Raw genomic sequence first — 17,020 nt, 5'->3', positions numbered from 1 at the left:
GGCGCTTACTTGTTGCCGCCGAAAATACCGAGGTACTGATTGCCGCCGGTCGAGCTGTAAAAGTTGCCGCCCACGGCCTCGGCATTGGTGCCGTAAAAGGCGCCTTGGATGGTGCCCCCCGTGAGAATGGCGTTGAAGCGGTTCGTTGAAGCGTCAGCCGAATAGGCGCCGCCGCTGATAGAAAGGGTGGTGCCGTTGGTAAAGGCCAGGCTGCCGGTGATGCTGGGGGTGGAGGTGAAGTTGGCCGTGAGATTCATGGAGCCACTTATTTGAGAAATTTGGGTGGTATCGGCTATGTTGATCATCGTGCCGTAGGCCTTACCACTGTACGTGCCGGAAAAGGACCCATTGATAACCGAATTCGTCGAGGGTTTTCCCGCCAGCCACATGGATTCCGGCACCCTGATTTGGCGTTGAAGGGAGGATTCTTCGTAGGCGACCTCCCAGTACCCCCAGGTGAAATGGGTGGAGAGCTGTCTTGCTGGGTCTTCGACGACCATATAATTGCCGTACTCTTTTACCGCAAGGTTGGAACCACCCAGCAGGGCGGCCAGGTACTGGTCATTGAGGTACACTGAGCCGTAGGAGCTACCCACGGTCATGCCGGAGATATTATAGCCGCCGCCGACGTTCACGTCGGTGGTCAGGGTGCCGAGGATGGTGCCGGCGTCCTTGTTGATGTTCATGGTAAAGGAGTTCGGATTCGTATTGTATATGAGATGGCGGCCAACGGGGCGGTTGTTCATGTCCTCACTTGAGGCCACCACAAAGCCACTCCATATTTCCGTGCCCTTGGGAGCCGTTGGAACCATGGCTCCAGCCACCTGCTGGCCGCCGCCGGCCACAATCCAGGAATCCTGCACGGGTTGGGTGGGCGTCCCCTTGGTAAGATAGGAGTTGCCCGTGGCGTTGAAGCTGAAGAAGTCATAGGCCGTGCCCGAGAAGAGGCCGCTACCGCTGCCGCTGATAAATGCGGCATCGCTGGAAGGGTAAGAGCCACCCTCATCGGAACCGAAGATCTTGAGGTCGGAAATGGTGGTGCCGTTCACCGTGCCAAAGAAAAAGACCGGCTTGTTTTTCTCAACCGTATCGTCATAGGCAATCCCGAAGATTTTGTGGTTGTACCAGTTCACCCCCATCTGCAGACTGTTGGAAAAGGTTTCTGTGGAGCCGTCACTCTTGGTCGAGGTTCCTCCCAGACCGCCACTGAACGTGAAGATGCCATCGCTCGGGGGCGGCGGAGGCGTAGGGAACGTCCATTCAAGATCGCGGGGGTCCGGCACCGGAACGGGTTGAGGAACCGGAGGGGGTGGCAGCGGGGCAGGCTCCGGTGCCGGTGCGGGTTCCGGAGCAGGTTCTGGAGCAGGCGTTGCTTCCGGTTCACCCTCGGCGGGTGGGGCGTCCGCTGCTGGCTGTTGCTCTTCGCCGCCTTTCTCGCTGGCCGCAGCCTGATCGCCATTGTCGCCATTGGTGCCGTTGCCGTTGAGCTGCTTGTTTAAATCGTTGAGTTCCTGTTCCGTGAATTTGGCCGGTTTTGCCGGGGCGGTGTTGAGTACTACCTTGGTGCCGAAACCGGGGGTGGTGATGGTGACCTTGCCCTGGTCGTTGAAGATCTCGATGCCCTTGCCGCCCTGGAAGAGAACGGAAAGCGACTCCCGGGTTGACTTGAATGCATACATGGAACCGCGGATGCCGATGGTGGCGGTGGGGGTAACGGTCTTGAAATTCTGGGGTGCTTCCTTGGCCAGCGCCCCGCCCATCACCCGGAAGGTGCCTTCCTTGACCTGGGTTTTGAGAGCGCCGTCTTTCTGCCCGGGCTGGTAACGGTATTCGGCGATTTTCATCTCACTGTTGCGGCCGAGGCTGATGATGCTGTTGTCGGTGAACATGATCTGCAGCTTGGCGTTTTTGCCGGTTTTCAGAACATCTTCCTGAAAAATATCGCTCTTGATGCTCAGGTTGCGGTCTGCTCCGCTTTTGTCCTGGGCAACCACCGTGCCACGCAGAGCCACCACCGTGGCCACCGTTTGGGGGGTTGCGTTGACGACGGAGGAGAGTGGCGCAACCAGGCAGAGCAGGCTGAGCAGGAGAATTTGTGGGAGAGCAGCACTTTTTTGCATGACGGTCCTCGTTGCTCAAAAGCTCACAGTGAGGCTGAGCTCGGTGACATTCTTTCTGTAGGTGTAAAGACCGATATTGGACTCCGAGTAGGTATAGGTGTGTCCCAACTGCATGATGAGCGCCTGGCTGCTTGCCTTATCCTGCCAGAGCAGACGGGAGACCCCACCGTTGAGTTCCTGAACATCGTCGCGGCGGTAGGTAAAGAAGAAGGGGTGGCGGGTATCGTAATCGGTGGAGGTGTAACCTAAACCGGCAAAGGCGGCAAAATCGTTGGGCAGAGGATGATCGTAGCGGAGTTTCCAGCCGAAACGGTCATAGCTGTTGACCTTGTTCTCTGCGCTTTCTCTCTCCTTGCTGAATAAAAGGCTCAAGCGATTATCGCCGATCAGCAGGATCGGCCCTGCGGAAATCAAGAGGTTGACCGCATCCCGCTCCGGGTCCACATAATTGTTTTTTTCCTCAGCCTTGGCGGCAAAGGCGCCCATCATTTTCTCCGAGAAAAAGACGGTCAGGGATGAGGATGCGCCATAGGCGCTCTGGTAGCGGTCGTGTTCCACATCGACACCAGAGCCGAGTGCTTGGATATCCCAGATGTAGTTGTCCTTCTGAAAAACCGGGCCGGTGGCCAGGCCAAGATAATTTACGTCGAGATCATGCAGGCTTTGGTACAGGGCATTGTATGAGGTTGCCGCGGTTTTCCACAAGAAGGGGTACTCTTCGTTTTTGTACACATGATTGAGAACCAGGGTGGTGTTATTGATCTGGTCGCTCTCAGGGGTGGCGCTTGCGCCGGTGAGTTGAAATTCGAAAAGACCTGCAGAGATCTGGCTGCTCACCGGGGCGGAACGGGCGTTGGAGTCCCAGGCGTGGCCGAAGGTGAAGGTGCCGTTAACAAAATGTTTCCGCTCTGAGGCCTCAATGGAGGCGAGGAATTTTTCGATATTTTTCCACACCTGTTGCGGCGGGTTGGTGGCAAGCACCTCCTTGAAGTACTGCTTGGCCAGTTCCCGGGTGCCGAGCTTGAGGTGGGTGCGGGCAAGTTCGAGCTTGACCCGGGATGCCTCGGGGTCGGCGATGAGTACCCGTTCGTAGGCCATGACCGCTTCTTCGTATCGTCCGGTTTCAAAGGCGGCTCGACCGAGAAGGAAATTGAGTTCCGGATTGCCCGGGTCCAAGCGAAATGCTTTGTGCAGTTCGCTGTACGCCTCCTCAAAACGGCCCTGATCAACATACTGTTTTCCAAGAGAGAATGGGGTGGATGTCCCTTCTGCGGCAACGGCTTGGCCCAAAAAAAGATGGAGGGCAATGAGTATCACGGCAATAAAATTAAATTGGGTCATAACAGATTCCTGAAGCAGTCGGCTGTAGGGCAAATGGACATTTGACGATAAAAAATTATACCGGATAACACCCTATCGGCATAACTTTTTTTTGGTAAAAAGAAACAGAAAGCAAAAGCGTCCAGCCTGGAAACCTAGGCTGGACGCTTTTAAAGGGCGAAAATGGTTAAAAGTGGCTTGGGCTGTGAGGCGGAAGGTCGTTTATTGTATGAGCGTTGTTGTCCGGTTGCCGCCAAAGGTGCCGTTGACTGTCACGCCATTTTCACTTCCTGAGAAGCCGCCTTTTACCACCTCTGCTGCGGGTCCATAGAATGCACCCGTGAACGAGCCGATGATTGATTCACTACTTGATACGACTGAACCAGTGAACGAATTCGAGGTAGGAGTGGAAGTAATTGACACGCCGCTAATGCCATAGTTATCAAAGGCAGTGTGATCGATATGGTTGAGATTAATGTCGCCGGTGATGGATTGTGAGGCGAAATTTGCCGTCAGGTTAAAAGTACCAGTCAAGGGCGTAACGACGTTATTGTCCGTGTAATTTGCGTCTATTCCACCTGTGTAGGTACCAACAAAACTTGTATTGATAACGGCGTTGGTGGAAAGAGCGAAGGGGGTGGCCGGGGCACCAGGGAGCTCATTGGTCGGGGGGAGTTGCGGCGGTGGCGGCACGGTAAGCGGCGCGGTGAACGAGTTGAGATTTCCCCCTCCTCCATTGCCGGAAGAGTCGCCGTTGCCGTTGAGCTGCTGGTTGAGTCTTTTGAGCTCCTGTTCCGTGAATCTGGAAGGAGGCGCTGGCGGAGTGTTCAGCATGACATGGGTGCCGAAGCCGGGGGTGGTGATGGCGACCCGACCCAGGTCGTTGAATATGTCAATGCCTCTGCCGCCTTGAAAGACCACGGAAAGTTGTTGCACCGTTGACCTGAAGGCATACATGGAGCCCCGGATGCCTATGGTGGCGGTGGGGGTTTCGGTTTTGAAATTCTGGGGGGCATCCTTGGCCATCGCCCCGCCCATTACCCGGAAAGTGCCTTCCTTGACCTGGGTTTTGAGAACGCTCTCTTTTTGCCCGGGCTGCCAGTGATATTCGGCAATCTTCATTTCGCTTTCCCGGCCAAGGGTGATGATGCTCTTGTCGGAGAACAAGATCTGCAACTGGCCGTTTTTGTCGGTTTTCAGCAGGTCTTCCTGGAAGATCTGGCTCTTCATGCTCAGGGGTCGCTCTGTGCCGCTTTTGTTTTGAGCAACCACTGTCCCGCGCAGAGCCACCACCGTGGCCACAGCCAGTGATTCGGCATAGGCGGAAGAGACGGCTCCGGTCAAGCAGGACAGAATGAGGAACGCAATGATGATCGGGAGGGAGGTATTTATTTTCATGGTGTCCTCGCTATTCAAAAACTCACGGTGAGGTTGAGTCCGGTTACGTTCTTTCTGTAGGTGTAGAGGTCGATATTGGAGTCCGAGTTGGTATAGGTGTGGGCCAGCTGCATGATCAGTGCCTGATGCCTGGTCGTATCTTGCCAGAGCAGGCGGGAGATTCCCGCTGTTATCTCCTGCACCTCGTCGCGGCGGAAAGCCGAAAAGAGTGGAAGCTCGGCGTCATAATCGGTGGAGGTGTAGCCAATCCCGGCAAAGAGGGCAAAATCGGCGGGCAGGCTCCGGTCGTAGCGCAGTTTCCAGCCAAAGCGGTCGTAGCTGTTGATCTCGTTTTCAGCGTTTTCATTTTCCAAGCTGAACAGGAGACTCAACCGATTGGGGCCGACCAGGAGAACCGGTCCTGCGGAAATCATGAGGTTGAGCGCATCCCGGTCAGGGTCCACGTAATTGTTTTTCTCCTCGGCCTTGACCGCGAAGGTGCCCATGAAATTTTTGGCGAAAATCGCGGTCAGGGATGAGGCTGCGCCAACGGCGCTCTGGTAGCGGTCATGTTCCACATCGATATACGATCCGATCGCCTGTACGTCCCAGATGTAGTTGCTTTTTTGGAAAACCGGGCCGGTGGCCAGGCCAAGATAGTTTATGGCAAGGTCATACAGGCTCTGGTAGAGCGAATTATAAGAGGTTGCGGAGGTTTTCCACATGAAGGGATATGCTTCGTTTTTGTAGATATGATTGAGGATCAATGTGGCGGTGTTGATCTGGTCGCTCTGGGGGGTGGCGGTCGGACCGGTGAGCTGAAATTCGAACAGCCCTACGGAAATACGGTCGCTGACCGGGGCGGAACGGGCGTTGTCATCCCAGGCATGCCCGAGGGTGAAGGTGCCGTTGACAAAATGTTTCTGTTCCGAGGCCTCGATATATGCAAGGAAGGATTCGATGTTCTTCCACACCTGTTCCGGCGGATTGGTGGCGAGCAGTTCCTTGAAATATTGCTTGGCCACCTCCCGCGAGCCCAGTTGCAAGTGGGCTCGGGCCAGTTCCAGTTTTGCCTGTTGGGCATCCGGGTTGGCGATGAGAATGCGTTCGTAGGCCATGACCGCTTCTTCGGGGCGGCCTGTTTCAAAGGCGGCCCTGCCAAGATAGAAATTAAGGTCGAGATTCGCCGGATCCTGGAGAAATGCCTTGTATAGCTCGGTGTATGCCTCGGCGAACTTTCCCTGCTCGAAATATTGTTTGCCCAAGGGAAAGGAGCTTGCTGGTTCGTCCGCAGCAACGGGCAGAGCAAGGCTGAGGTGCAGGGCAAGGATCAGTAACACGGAATGGATGCGGGAATGTGCCATGGCTATACCTGTCTGGTTCGGTAAAAAGAACGAAAAATTAACAAGCTGAAAACACTATGGCAGAATATGGGCAACAAATTCAATTTTTTTTTGAGGCCAACAGGGGGAAGGGCGTGGTGTGTGTTGGCTAAGGGGCTTAGTCTCTGCTATGATGGGGTTCCGGAAGTGTTTCCTCTGATCTGTGTGTGAAGAAAATACGGAGGCTGATCGTGTTGTTGAATGATTGCAAACGGAAGGTCGAGCTGGAGTATCCCTGCCCATGGGTGTATAAGGTCATCGGCAGGGAAGAGGATGAGTTGCGGGGAGCCATCGCCGAGGTTGTCCAGGCGCGGGAATGCCTGGTAACCGTCTCTCATTCCAGCAGTGGCGGCAGATACCTCTGTCTGGACGTGGAACTTGTCGTTATCAGCGCCGAGGACCGTGAGGCTCAGTATTTGGCTTTTAAGGCACACTCGACGGTGGTGATGGTTTTATAGTTTATTGCGTTGCGCCGCTCCCTTGGCGCGGCGCGATCTGTTTTAGTCCACCACCTCGAAGCCGATGGCGGCGATGGCGGATTTGATGGTGGTCAAGGGCACATCTTTGCTTTGGGTGAAGGAGGCTTCGTTTTTTTCGAGGGAGATATTCACCTCGCTGATGCCGTCGATGGCGTTCAGTGCCGTGGTAACCGAGGCCGCACAGTGGCCGCAGCGCATTCCTTTGATCTGGATGGTAGGCATGGGATAACTCCTTGGTGCATGGTTGGGGTTGAGAGTGGAAATAATGTATATGAACTGTTAACTTGGTTGCGGATGCAATTTTATTGTCTCATCTAAATTACTGCGAAATAGCTGGATAATCAAGGGGATTCCCATGGCTTCGTCGATCGAAAAACAGCGGTTCTCTATCCGGGGCATGCACTGCGCTTCCTGTTCTTCCCGCATCGAAAAGGTGCTGTCTGGCACCGAGGGGATTCGGAGGGTGGCGGTAAATCTCGCTGCCGAGAGCATGGATTTGGAGTGGGAATCCAGTCGACTCAGTCTTGCCGATATTGCCGGGATCGTAAAAGGGTTGGGTTTCGAACTGGTGCTGCCGGAAAAAGAGGTGCGGCTGGCGCTGGCCATTGCCGGCATGACCTGTGCCTCTTGCTCTGCCCGGATCGAAAAGGTGGTGGGCGGGATGGCCGGGGTGCGGAGTATGCAGGTCAATCTGGCCAGCGAATCGGCAACGGTTGTTTTTGACCCTGAGGTTGTTAGCCAGCGGCAGATCCGTGAGGGTATCGAGCGCCTTGGCTTCAAGGCCCAGGTTGCCGGGCTGTCCGGAAATTCTGATTTTGAGCGGCAGCAGGAAGAAGCCCTTGCCCGTCTATCGGCCATGGCAAGCCGTCTGTATCCGGCCTTCATCTTTGCTGTCTTGCTGCTGGTTCTTTCCATGGGCGAGATGGTCGGCCTGCCGTTGCCTGCGTTCTTGGCCCCCCATCAGGCGCCTTTCACCTTTGCTTTTGTCCAGTTTCTTCTGGTGCTGCCGATTATCTGGTCGGGCCGCAATTTTTATCAACTCGGTTTCCCGGCTTTGTGGCGCGGGGCGCCCAACATGGATTCGCTCATCGCCATCGGTACCGGTGCCGCCTTTGTCTACAGCACCTGGAACCTGATCGAGATCGGTCTGGGCATCGACCCCATGCTCCGGGTCATGGATCTCTACTTTGAGTCGGCCGGGGTGCTCATCGCCCTGGTTTCTCTGGGCAAGTATCTGGAAACCCGTTCCAAGGTACGCACCTCGGACGCCATCCGTCAACTCATGGCCCTGAGCCCGGAGGAGGCCACCTTGGTGGTGCCCGGAACTGATGAGCCTAAAAAGATTCCCGTTACGGAGATCGAGCAGGGTGATATCCTGCTGGTCAAGCCGGGGGAGCGCATTCCCGTAGACGGCTTGGTGGTCAAGGGCCGCTCCAGTGTGGATGAGTCCATGCTCACCGGGGAATCCCTGCCGGTGTCCAAGGATGTTGGTGATTCGGTGGTGGGCGCCACCCTGAACAAGAACGGTCTCTTGCAGATGCGGGCCGAGAAGGTGGGGCAGGACACAGTGCTGGCCCGGATCATCGCCATGGTCCGCGAGGCCCAGGGCTCCAAGGCGCCCATTGCCAATCTGGCGGACCGCATCAGCCTCTATTTTGTCCCCACCGTTATTGCCCTTGCCATTCTCGCGGGGCTTTCCTGGTATTTCATCGGTCAGGCCGAGTTCTCTTTTGCCCTGCGGATCTTTATCGCCGTGCTGGTTATTGCCTGCCCCTGCGCCATGGGTTTGGCCACCCCGACCTCGATTATGGTTGGGACCGGGCGCGGGGCCCAATTGGGAGTATTGGTGAAAAGCGGCGAGGCATTGGAGATGGCGCAGAAGATCGACGCGGTTGTTTTTGACAAGACCGGAACCCTGACCCATGGCCGCCCGGAATTGACCGACCTGCAGGCGATCTCCACGGAGATGGATGCCAACCAGATCCTTTCTTTGGTCGCCAGTGCCGAGAGCGGTTCGGAACACCCTCTGGCCGAGGCTCTTGTCAACTCAGCGAGAGAAAAGGGGCTGACTTTGGCAGAGCCGGCTGATTTTGAGGCCGTTCCCGGCCGGGGGATTCGAGCCACAGTGCGGGGCCAGCAGGTAATGCTTGGCAACCATGAATTCATGCTGGAGCACAAGGTTGCCGGGTTGGGGGTGGCGGTTGAGCAAATCGCCCATGGCTATGCCGGTGCAGGCAAGACCGCGCTTTACTGTGCTGCGGATGGCAAGCTTCTCGCGCTTCTGGCCATCGCCGATCGGCTCAAACCCGAGGTGCCGGCGATCATCAACGCTTTGCAACGCATGGGGATCAAGATCTTCATGCTTACCGGAGATAATGAAAATACCGCCCGGGCCATCGCCTCCCAGGCGGGGATCAGCGAGGTCTTTGCCCAGGTTTTGCCGGATCAAAAGGTGGAAAGAATAGCGGCTTTGCAGGCCGAGGGTTTTCGGGTTGCCATGGTGGGTGACGGCATCAATGATGCCCCGGCCCTGACCAAAGCCGATGTCGGTATTGCCATGGGTACCGGCATCGACGTCGCCATTGAGTCCGGTGATATTGTCCTGATGAAGGGCCATCTTTCCGGTCTGCTTGCCGCGCTCTCCTTGAGCCGCGCCACCATGCGCAATATCAAGCAGAATCTTTTCTGGGCCTTTATTTATAATATCATCGGTATTCCGGTGGCTGCGGGGGTTCTGCATCTCTTCGGCGGCCCGACCTTGAACCCCATGATCGCCGGCGGGGCCATGGCGATGAGTTCGGTTTCCGTAGTTTCCAATGCCCTGCGTCTGCGATTTTTTACCCCGCCGGGCTTGAATAGGGTGTAGCGCCCATCGTTTTAAAATAAAGGGCAGCGCAGCATCGCCTTGACAATTTTCAGAAACCTTGCGTAGATGATAGTACTGGCCTGTGCCTGTGCAGCAGCTTTTTCCGTTTTTAATGTGTGTCCGGTTCGAAAGGAGTATTCCATGAAAAAAATTATTGCATCGACGTTTATTCTCGCCTCTGTCTGCGGAGTTTTTGGCGCCGGGGAAATTTGGGCGGAAAATACAACCACCCATGCGGTACAAAAAGGAGACACCCTCTGGGATTTGAGCGGCGGCTATCTCAATAATCCATTGCTCTGGCCGAAAATTTGGAAGCTGAATCCCGGGATTGCAAACCCCAACCTGATTTTGCCTGGGCAGATCGTTACTATTCCCGGGGGGGGTAAGTCTCCGGCCCCGGAAGCACCCGCAGAAATGGTTGTTGGCCCGGTGGCTTCGGGATCTTCTCCCCTTGCCAAGGCAGGTTTAGCATCCACCTCCGAGCCGCTCTCCCTCATTGTGGTAAAAAAAGAGCTTGCCGGAAACGGGGCGCAGGCCGCAGCTGGTCTTGGCAATGTCCCGGCCCGTTATTATGAGCAGGGGGTAGGCATGCTCACCAACGATATTCCCAAGGTGGGCAAGGTGCTGCAAACCGAGGGGGGTTGGAAGGTTGCGGCTCTCGGCGAGACCATTCTGATCTCTGCCCCTGGCGCCCAGGTTGGCCAGCAGTTCGGCGTATATCGGGATATGGGGAAGGTCGAGTCCCTCTCCTATTTTGGCGCAAGTCCCGGGCATCTGTTGGCCGAGATTGGCATACTGGAGGTTGTCGCCTCGGACCCGGTCCGGCAACAGGCGGTTATCCGGCGTGCTTTTGGCGAAGTGAAAAGAGGTGATCTTCTGGGCCAGGTGCCAGAGGTTCCTACTGTTTCCGAGATTCCGGTCCAGGGCGGGCCGCCTTCCGTTAAGGGCGCTGTGGTCGCGTTTCATATGATGCGTCAGCTTGCTGGACCCGGTGACATTATCTATCTCAATGTCGGCACGGATCAGGGGCTTGCGCCCGGACACCTTTTGTCGGTGGCCGCGGCTGACCAAGCTGAGGGGAGAACCTCGGGGGAAATCCTGGTCCTGCGGGTTTCTGCAAAGAGTGCCGCAGCTGTGGTGACGAAACGGAGCGGACATGAGGTGCGCAGGGGGGATTTGGTGGGGCCGCCGGCTTTGTAAAGGCAGTGTTTTTTTTGTTGTGCCCTGGGGGAGGGCAAGAAAGGATATCTTGAGGGGAAAGAGCGGTTTTGCTGTCTCAAATTCTCACGGAAAGCAGATTCCATGGATACCGGAAAAAGTCCCGAACTCTCCCTGGCTGATCTACTGGAGCGCGTTGAGACCTCGGCCATTGCCTCCATTAAAGGTACGGTAAGTGGGATATTGTCTATTATCAGCGATCCTGCCGCCAGTTCCTCTGATCTTATCCAGCTTATTGAGGTTGATCCGCCGCTGGCGGCAAAGATTCTCCGGGTTGCCAACTCATCGTACTACGCTACCTCCAGGACTATCAGCGATATACATCAGGCCCTGATCTGGGTAGGTTTTGACACCCTCAAGGAAATTATCCTCACTCAGAAGATGAGTGAACTGTTCCACGACGGCATGTCCGTTTGTGGCTATTCCCATCTTCACCTCTGGCGGCACAGTCTGGCTGTCGCCCTGCTCGCCAAGACCATATACCGGCGTGAGTTCGGCGAAAAGGGCAACAATGCCTATGCCGCGGGATTGATGCATGACATAGGGGTCATTGTTGAAGATCAACTCCTGCATCGCGAATTTATTTCGATGGTGCAGGCCATGGAAAAATCCCCTCAGGCTCTAACCGAGGCAGAGCTTTCTCTTTTTGGCTACGACCATGGCCGGGTTGGCAGGGCCCTGGCTGAGAAATGGAATTTTCCGGCTGAATTGATTGAAGGCATTGGTTTTCATCATAATCCTGAGGGCGCCAGTGAAAAACACTGTCTGTTTACCAAAACAATCTTCATTGCTGATTACCTCATGTTCGAACAGGGATATGGCTATGTGCGCATGCCCCTGCCAGACCGGGAGATTCTGCAGCAGTATGTTCGGGACCTTGGCCTGCAGTGGTACGCCTTGCGGCTTATCGTTGAGTTGGTCAGGGAAGAGTTGGGGCAAATCGAGCAGAAAGGATACTTGGCTGTATGAACAGCAGCGACTTGACGCTTCGGCAACGGATTCAGGAACTTGAGACACAGCTGCGTCAGCTTGGCAACGAGCTTCGCCTGACCAGGCAAGAGTATGAGGAGGCCACTGCCAAGTATCTGGATATTTATTGCAATCTTGAACAGAAGATCAGCGACCGGACCAGTGCGCTTGATGTTGCGAATGGGAAGCTGCTTGAGGAAATCGAAGAACGTAAACAGACAGAGATGGAGAAGGAGCAACTCATTGCCCAGTTGCAACAGGCCATGCAGGAGGTGAAGGTTTTGAGCGGTTTTCTCCCGATCTGCGCCTCATGCAAAAAGATTCGGGATGATACCGGCTATTGGCGTCAGATAGAGGAATATATCAGCAAACACTCAAATGCCCTGTTCAGTCATGGCATTTGCCCGGACTGCACGAAAAAATTGTATCCGGAATTTCACGCCAAGCTGCATCCGCCGAACAAGGAATGAGAGGTGTTTATCGCAGTCTTGCGACCGCATCCCAGATCCGGTGGGCGGTCTCTTCCTTGCTGAGGAGCGGCAAATCTTCCTGAACTCCATTGCGGTCGAGCAGGGTGACTCTGTTGGTGTCTGCTGCAAAACCGGTTTCCGTTCCGCCAATATCATTGACCACGATCAGATCAAGATTTTTTTCCTTAAGTTTTCTGGCCCCTTCCCCAAGATGATCCCGGCTCTCCGCAGCAAAGCCGATGAGAAAAGGGAATTGAGGAGATTCTTTTTTGAGGTCCCCCAGTTCTTTCAGGATGTCCGGGTTGGCGGCCAGGGCCAGAGATAAGTTGCCCTGCCCTTTTTTTACCTTGTGGGGCTCAGTTTCGCTGAAACGGTAGTCGGAAACAGCTGCGGCCTTGAGGACAATGGTCGCCGCAGCGAGACAGTGCATGACTTCCTCGCGCATTTCAGCGGCGGTGGTTACCTGAATGCGCCGGACGCCGGGCGGCACAGGCAGGGCGGTGGGTCCGCTGATCAGGGTGACCGTCGCCCCCCGTTGTTTGGCGGTTGCCGCCAAGGCATATCCCATCTTGCCGGTGGAGGGATTGCTCAAGAAGCGAACCGGATCAAAGGGTTCCCGGGTGGGGCCGGCAGTAATGAGCACATGCTCATCGGCAAGGGTCTGGGGGGCAAAGAAGGTGAGGATGGCTTGTCTGACGGTTTCCCAATCGGTCAGGCGGCCGGGTCCTTCTTCGTCACAGGCCATTTTCCCGGAATCGGGTTCGACGACCGTATATCCGTAGGATCTGATGGTGGCAAGATTCGCCTGGGTGGCCGGATGCTGAAACATGACGCTGTTCATGGCCGGACAGACCAGCACCGGTCCGGATGAGGCCAGGGCGACGGTGGCAAGCAGATTGTCGGCCAGACCATGGGCCAGGCGGGCGATGGTCTGGGCCGAAGCCGGAGCAATGACCAGAAGATCATGCTCCCGGGCGAGAGTGATGTGGGGGATGGTTTCCGGCGCCTCGGCACCGAACATGGTGGTGTGCACAGGATTACCGGAAAGGGCCGCCATGGTCAGGGGGGAGATGAACCGGCAGGCAGCCTCGGTCATAACCACAGTGATCTGGCAGCCTTCCCTCCGCAGGGCGCGAACCCAATCCGCCACCTTGTAGGCGGCAATGCTGCCGGTAATCCCGAGCAGGATTTTTTTATCGGTCAGTAGAGACATGGAATTCGCGTCGCCTCAATGGTTACATGCCCGGGCCGAAGGGATTGGACTGCTGTCCTCCGCCGGCGCGTGCTGCGGAGATATCCTCGGCGATATAGATGGAGGCCAGGGTTTTCATCATCAGTTGATCCTCGGACAAGAGGATGGTGCAGGTTTTGTTGGGTTTGACAAAGGCGAGCAGGATATTCTTGTATTTGGCCGAGCCGGCAAGCTTCCAGCCTTTTTTACCCATGTTGTTGGTGAAAAAATCGGACAAGGAAGTTATGTCGACCCGGCCGGAGTAGTGTAATACCCCGCCGGCGAAGGAATCGGTCCGGACAATCATGCTTTTTTCCCGCTCCCAGGTGAGTTCGCTGGGAAGCAGGAGGTCGGAAAATTCATTGGCGAGAAAGGGCGGGGCTTCCTGGGAGGATGAGGAGAAGGGATCCGTGGAACTTCCCTGGTCGCTGTTGGTGCCCAGGCCCAATTCGGCGCAGCCGCTGAGGGCAACAAGGCTGGCGAGGGCAAGAACGGTTGATACGAACACGGTGCGGAACGGTTTACGGAGCGTGGTCATATGGCAGGCCTCCTGGGTAATGGTTACAAGACTATAGGGTTATAACTCTTTAACGATGAATTCCGCCAAGGGTTTTCTCTGTGATTGCTGGTCGCGTCGGTTCGGGTATCCGATGGCGATGACCGCCATCAGTTCAAGGTTTTCGTTCAGATCCAGAATCCGGGCGACGTTTTCCCTGTTTTTCAGGATCTGTCCGAGCCAGACCCCGCCCAGGCCAAGGGCCTCGGCGGCCAGGAGCATGTTCTGGATGCAGGCCCCGGCTGATTGCGCGTCTTTCAACGTATCGTACATGGCTTCTTTCTCAAGATATACGACGATCAGGGCGGGGGCGGCGAGGACAATATGGCCATAATGGGTCTGTTCGGCCAAGCGGGCGCGGATTGATGCATCCCGCACAATGACAAAACGCCAGGGCTGATTGTTCAGCCCGGAAGGAGCCCATACCCCGGCCTGGATAATTTCGTGCAGTTGGGCGCTCTCCACCGTCTGCTCGGTGAAATCCCGGATACTGCGCCGCTGTTTCATGGCGATAAGAATCGGTGAAGGCATGGGGCTGAGATCAGGTCGTCTTGTAATGATTGTCAACGAATAATTGTTCGGAACACCCTGAAATTTCAAGAAAATTATAGTCGGTTGGGCAAGGGTTTGTCAAACGCTTTCCGTCGCAAGGGCTATATTGCGCTGGAAATAAAAAACTGTTAGAAACTGCACCCTGGGAGGCGTGCATGGAAAAAAATATCCGAAAAAAAGAGATTGCCCTGCCGGTCTTAGGCGACGGGGCAGTGCTGATCGACACCCACTGTCACCTCGATATGTCGGCCTACCAGGAGGACTATGCGCCGTTGCTGCTTCGGGCCAGGGATGCGGGGGTTAGCCGGATCATCAGCGTGGGTATTGATCTGGAAAGCTCGCGCCGAGCCATTGCCTTGGCCGAACAGGACGATGGGATCTATGCCACGGTGGGGGTGCATCCCCATAATGTTGGAGAACTCAGCGATGCCGATTATCTCGAGTTGGTGGACCTCTGCCGTCACCCAAAGGTTGTGGCTTATGGGGAGATCGGCCTTGATTATGTGAAAAATTATGCTCCTGTTTCGTTGCAAAAGGAGCATTTTGCCAGGCAGGTTGCCCTTGCCAAGGAATTGCACCTTCCCTTGGTGGTGCACGACCGGGAGGCCCATGAGGATATCATGGAACTGCTGGAGATGGCCGGGCCGTTTCCTGCCGGCGGCGTGATGCACTGTTTCTCCGGGGATGCTGCCTTCGCCAGGCGGGTTCTTGCCCTGGGGTTTTATATTTCCATCCCCGGGGTCGTGACCTTTGCCAAGGCCGAGATGCTCCAGGAAGCGGTGCGCGAGATCCCGCTCAGTTCGCTGGTGCTTGAGACAGACGGACCATTTCTTGCCCCGGCACCCTATCGCGGGAAACGGAACGAGCCGCGTTTGCTGCTCTTTACTGCCCAGAAGGTTGCTGCATTGAAAAATCTTTCCCTTGCGGAGGTGGCCAGAGAGACCACCCGCAATGGGGTGCGGCTTTTCGCTCTTGAGGGACGGTGAGATGATGGGAACGGTGGCAGAGAATATCGAGAGTATTCGGCGCAGGATTCGCGCTGCGGCGGAACGGGGTGGGCGGGATCCTGAAGCGGTGCGGCTGGTTGCGGTCAGCAAATATCAACCGCTTGAGGCAATCCGGGAGGCGATGGCGAGTGGGCAGGTGGTTTTTGGTGAGAACTATCTGCAGGAGGCCGAGGCCAAGATTGCCGCTCTTGGCCCGGGGCTGGTCTGGCATTGCATCGGGCATCTGCAGAGCAACAAGGCCCGGACCGCTGCGGAGATCTTTGACTGTGTCGAAACCATCGACCGGCTCAAGCTTGCCAAAGCGCTGGAAAGCAGGCTCGCCGAGTTGGGTAAGAGTATGCCGGTTCTGGTTCAGGTCAACGTGGGTGGAGAGGCGCAGAAAGCCGGGGTTGCTCCGGAGGAGGCCGGGCGGCTGTGCCGCGATTTGCAACAGTTTCCGCACCTGCTTCTGCAAGGGCTCATGACCATGCCGCCCTTTGTCCAAGAGCCGGAGGAGAATCGAGGCTGTTTCCGGCAGCTCCGTTTGCTGGGGGAGGCGCTTGCAGCCCAAGGGCTCCTAGGCCAGCATGGCCCAGTGCAACTCTCCATGGGAATGTCCGGTGATTTTGAGGTGGCCATCGAGGAAGGCGCCACCCTGGTGCGGGTGGGCACGGCGCTGTTCGGCGAGCGTGAGCAGGCGGTTTAGCCCCCAACCGTATCGTGGCCTTCGCTTAATTCAATTCCTCATCCTGCCAGTATTTGGTGCCTTTGACCGTGGCCTGAAGCGCAAGTCCGCTTTGGGTCAACTGATAGATGGTTATGCCGTCGAGCAACGCCTCGCCCCCCACAGCCGCGCCTTTGTCGCTGGCTTTGGCCGCGGCATCGGCATGCCCCCCGAATTCCCACCCGCTGTTAATGAATTTTGTCAGGGTTGCCCGGTCATGGAAGATAAAGACCGCCCGAAAATCCTTGACGCCAAGGCCCAATCCCACCCCGGCTTCCCCCATCTTCATGAAGACAGGTTTGCCCGCTTTGCTGTCGGTGACCACCCCATGCCCGCCCCCGAAACTGATGAAGATTATGTTGATGTCGGCATTGTTGAACACCGCATAACCCGGGGCTTTGGCAACCTCGGATTTTGCCTGGGGGTGAATCTTGTAAAGATCGGTCAGCACCTCGTCCCGCATGGAGAGAATGGCCTTGCGTTTATCCGGAGCGGTTGTCCCAGTGGTTGTGGCGCAACCAGTCATGTTGCTCAGGAGAAGCAGAGCGCAAAAGCCGAGGAGTATCCGGTTCATATCTATTCTCTCATTCTATTGTATGATTTTTCTGCATCTGTATGGTCCCAGCCAATCTCTGGAACCAGGCAACATCATGGGGAATTGTGCCGATGATGTCAATCGGAAAAAAAGAGCGGCATAGGACGATCGTGGGCAGAAGGAAGTCTGTGGGGATTCTGGTTGTGCCGGAAGGGGAAGGGGGTTGCATCTTTAA

General features: G+C 56.0%; 16 protein-coding genes. 7 read left to right on the top strand and 9 right to left on the bottom strand.

Annotation, left to right across the window (positions count from 1 at the left end; genetic code table 11):
• Positions 1-5: 5 nt before the first annotated feature.
• The 4 genes from OLX77_RS12170 to OLX77_RS12155 all read right to left on the bottom strand — a co-directional run bounded on the left by OLX77_RS12170 (position 6) and on the right by OLX77_RS12155 (position 6,181).
• Positions 6-2,120 carry a FecR family protein gene (locus OLX77_RS12170; protein ID WP_307633880.1) on the bottom strand — a complete coding sequence of 705 codons (2,115 nt, stop codon included), beginning with the start codon at positions 2,118-2,120 and terminating at the stop codon, positions 6-8.
• Positions 2,121-2,135: 15 nt separating this feature from the next.
• Positions 2,136-3,461, bottom strand: a complete 1,326-nt coding sequence (locus tag OLX77_RS12165; RefSeq protein ID WP_307633879.1) for a porin family protein — start codon at positions 3,459-3,461, stop codon at positions 2,136-2,138.
• 201 nt (positions 3,462-3,662) lie between these two features.
• Positions 3,663-4,838, bottom strand: a complete 1,176-nt coding sequence (locus OLX77_RS12160; RefSeq protein WP_307633878.1) for a FecR family protein — start codon at positions 4,836-4,838, stop codon at positions 3,663-3,665.
• 14 nt (positions 4,839-4,852) lie between these two features.
• Complete coding sequence (locus OLX77_RS12155; RefSeq protein WP_307633877.1) at positions 4,853-6,181, bottom strand: tetratricopeptide repeat protein; 1,329 nt, start codon at positions 6,179-6,181, stop codon at positions 4,853-4,855.
• 209 nt (positions 6,182-6,390) lie between these two features.
• On the opposite strand from OLX77_RS12155, the gene OLX77_RS12150 reads away from it, so the two are divergent.
• Complete coding sequence (locus OLX77_RS12150; RefSeq protein WP_307633876.1) at positions 6,391-6,657, top strand: HP0495 family protein; 267 nt, start codon at positions 6,391-6,393, stop codon at positions 6,655-6,657.
• A 42-nt stretch (positions 6,658-6,699) separates the two neighbouring features.
• Here the strand turns inward: OLX77_RS12150 and OLX77_RS12145 are convergent, their stop codons facing one another.
• Positions 6,700-6,900: a heavy-metal-associated domain-containing protein gene (locus OLX77_RS12145; protein ID WP_307633875.1), complete on the bottom strand. Its 201-nt coding sequence runs from the start codon at positions 6,898-6,900 to the stop codon at positions 6,700-6,702.
• Positions 6,901-7,033: 133 nt separating this feature from the next.
• Between OLX77_RS12145 and OLX77_RS12140 the strand changes: the two genes are divergently transcribed.
• The 4 genes from OLX77_RS12140 (at position 7,034) to OLX77_RS12125 (ending at position 12,201) form a co-directional block, all read left to right on the top strand.
• On the top strand, positions 7,034-9,544 hold the full coding sequence (locus tag OLX77_RS12140; RefSeq protein WP_307633874.1) for a heavy metal translocating P-type ATPase: 2,511 nt from the start codon (positions 7,034-7,036) through the stop codon (positions 9,542-9,544).
• 141 nt (positions 9,545-9,685) lie between these two features.
• Entirely contained in the window at positions 9,686-10,744 is a 1,059-nt protein-coding gene (locus OLX77_RS12135) for a LysM peptidoglycan-binding domain-containing protein (protein WP_307633873.1), read from the top strand.
• Between the two features lie 102 nt (positions 10,745-10,846).
• Positions 10,847-11,731 (top strand): HDOD domain-containing protein, encoded by an 885-nt coding sequence (locus tag OLX77_RS12130; RefSeq protein WP_307633872.1) that lies wholly within the window; start codon positions 10,847-10,849, stop codon positions 11,729-11,731.
• Positions 11,728-12,201, top strand: coding sequence for a hypothetical protein (locus OLX77_RS12125; RefSeq protein ID WP_307633871.1), 474 nt, complete (start codon positions 11,728-11,730; stop codon positions 12,199-12,201). Before OLX77_RS12130 ends, OLX77_RS12125 begins: the two co-directional genes overlap by 4 nt.
• Positions 12,202-12,208: 7 nt before the next feature.
• Here the strand turns inward: OLX77_RS12125 and coaBC are convergent, their stop codons facing one another.
• Genes coaBC through OLX77_RS12110 form a run of 3 tightly spaced genes read right to left on the bottom strand, consistent with a single transcriptional unit; the run spans position 12,209 to position 14,519 of the window.
• Positions 12,209-13,414: a bifunctional phosphopantothenoylcysteine decarboxylase/phosphopantothenate--cysteine ligase CoaBC gene (gene coaBC, locus OLX77_RS12120; RefSeq protein WP_307633870.1), complete on the bottom strand. Its 1,206-nt coding sequence runs from the start codon at positions 13,412-13,414 to the stop codon at positions 12,209-12,211.
• Positions 13,415-13,436: 22 nt separating this feature from the next.
• Entirely contained in the window at positions 13,437-13,970 is a 534-nt protein-coding gene (locus OLX77_RS12115) for a hypothetical protein (RefSeq protein WP_307633869.1), read from the bottom strand.
• 39 nt (positions 13,971-14,009) lie between these two features.
• Positions 14,010-14,519, bottom strand: coding sequence for a nitroreductase family protein (locus tag OLX77_RS12110; protein WP_307633868.1), 510 nt, complete (start codon positions 14,517-14,519; stop codon positions 14,010-14,012).
• Between the two features lie 176 nt (positions 14,520-14,695).
• On the opposite strand from OLX77_RS12110, the gene OLX77_RS12105 reads away from it, so the two are divergent.
• Both OLX77_RS12105 and OLX77_RS12100 read left to right on the top strand, forming a co-directional pair.
• Complete coding sequence (locus tag OLX77_RS12105; protein WP_307633867.1) at positions 14,696-15,526, top strand: TatD family hydrolase; 831 nt, start codon at positions 14,696-14,698, stop codon at positions 15,524-15,526.
• 1 nt (position 15,527) lies between these two features.
• A complete protein-coding gene (locus OLX77_RS12100; protein WP_307633866.1) occupies positions 15,528-16,232 on the top strand; it encodes a YggS family pyridoxal phosphate-dependent enzyme in 705 nt (234 codons plus the stop codon).
• A gap of 25 nt (positions 16,233-16,257) precedes the next feature.
• Here the strand turns inward: OLX77_RS12100 and OLX77_RS12095 are convergent, their stop codons facing one another.
• On the bottom strand, positions 16,258-16,824 hold the full coding sequence (locus OLX77_RS12095; RefSeq protein ID WP_307633865.1) for a lipid-binding SYLF domain-containing protein: 567 nt from the start codon (positions 16,822-16,824) through the stop codon (positions 16,258-16,260).
• Positions 16,825-17,020 lie beyond the last annotated feature (196 nt).

It is taken from the genome of Thiovibrio frasassiensis (genome assembly GCF_029607905.1).
In the GTDB taxonomy this organism is placed as follows: domain Bacteria; phylum Desulfobacterota; class Desulfobulbia; order Desulfobulbales; family Desulfurivibrionaceae; genus Thiovibrio; species Thiovibrio frasassiensis.
The sequence above is the reverse complement of the archived record's forward strand: the minus strand, read 5'-3'. Positions and strand labels throughout refer to the sequence as shown.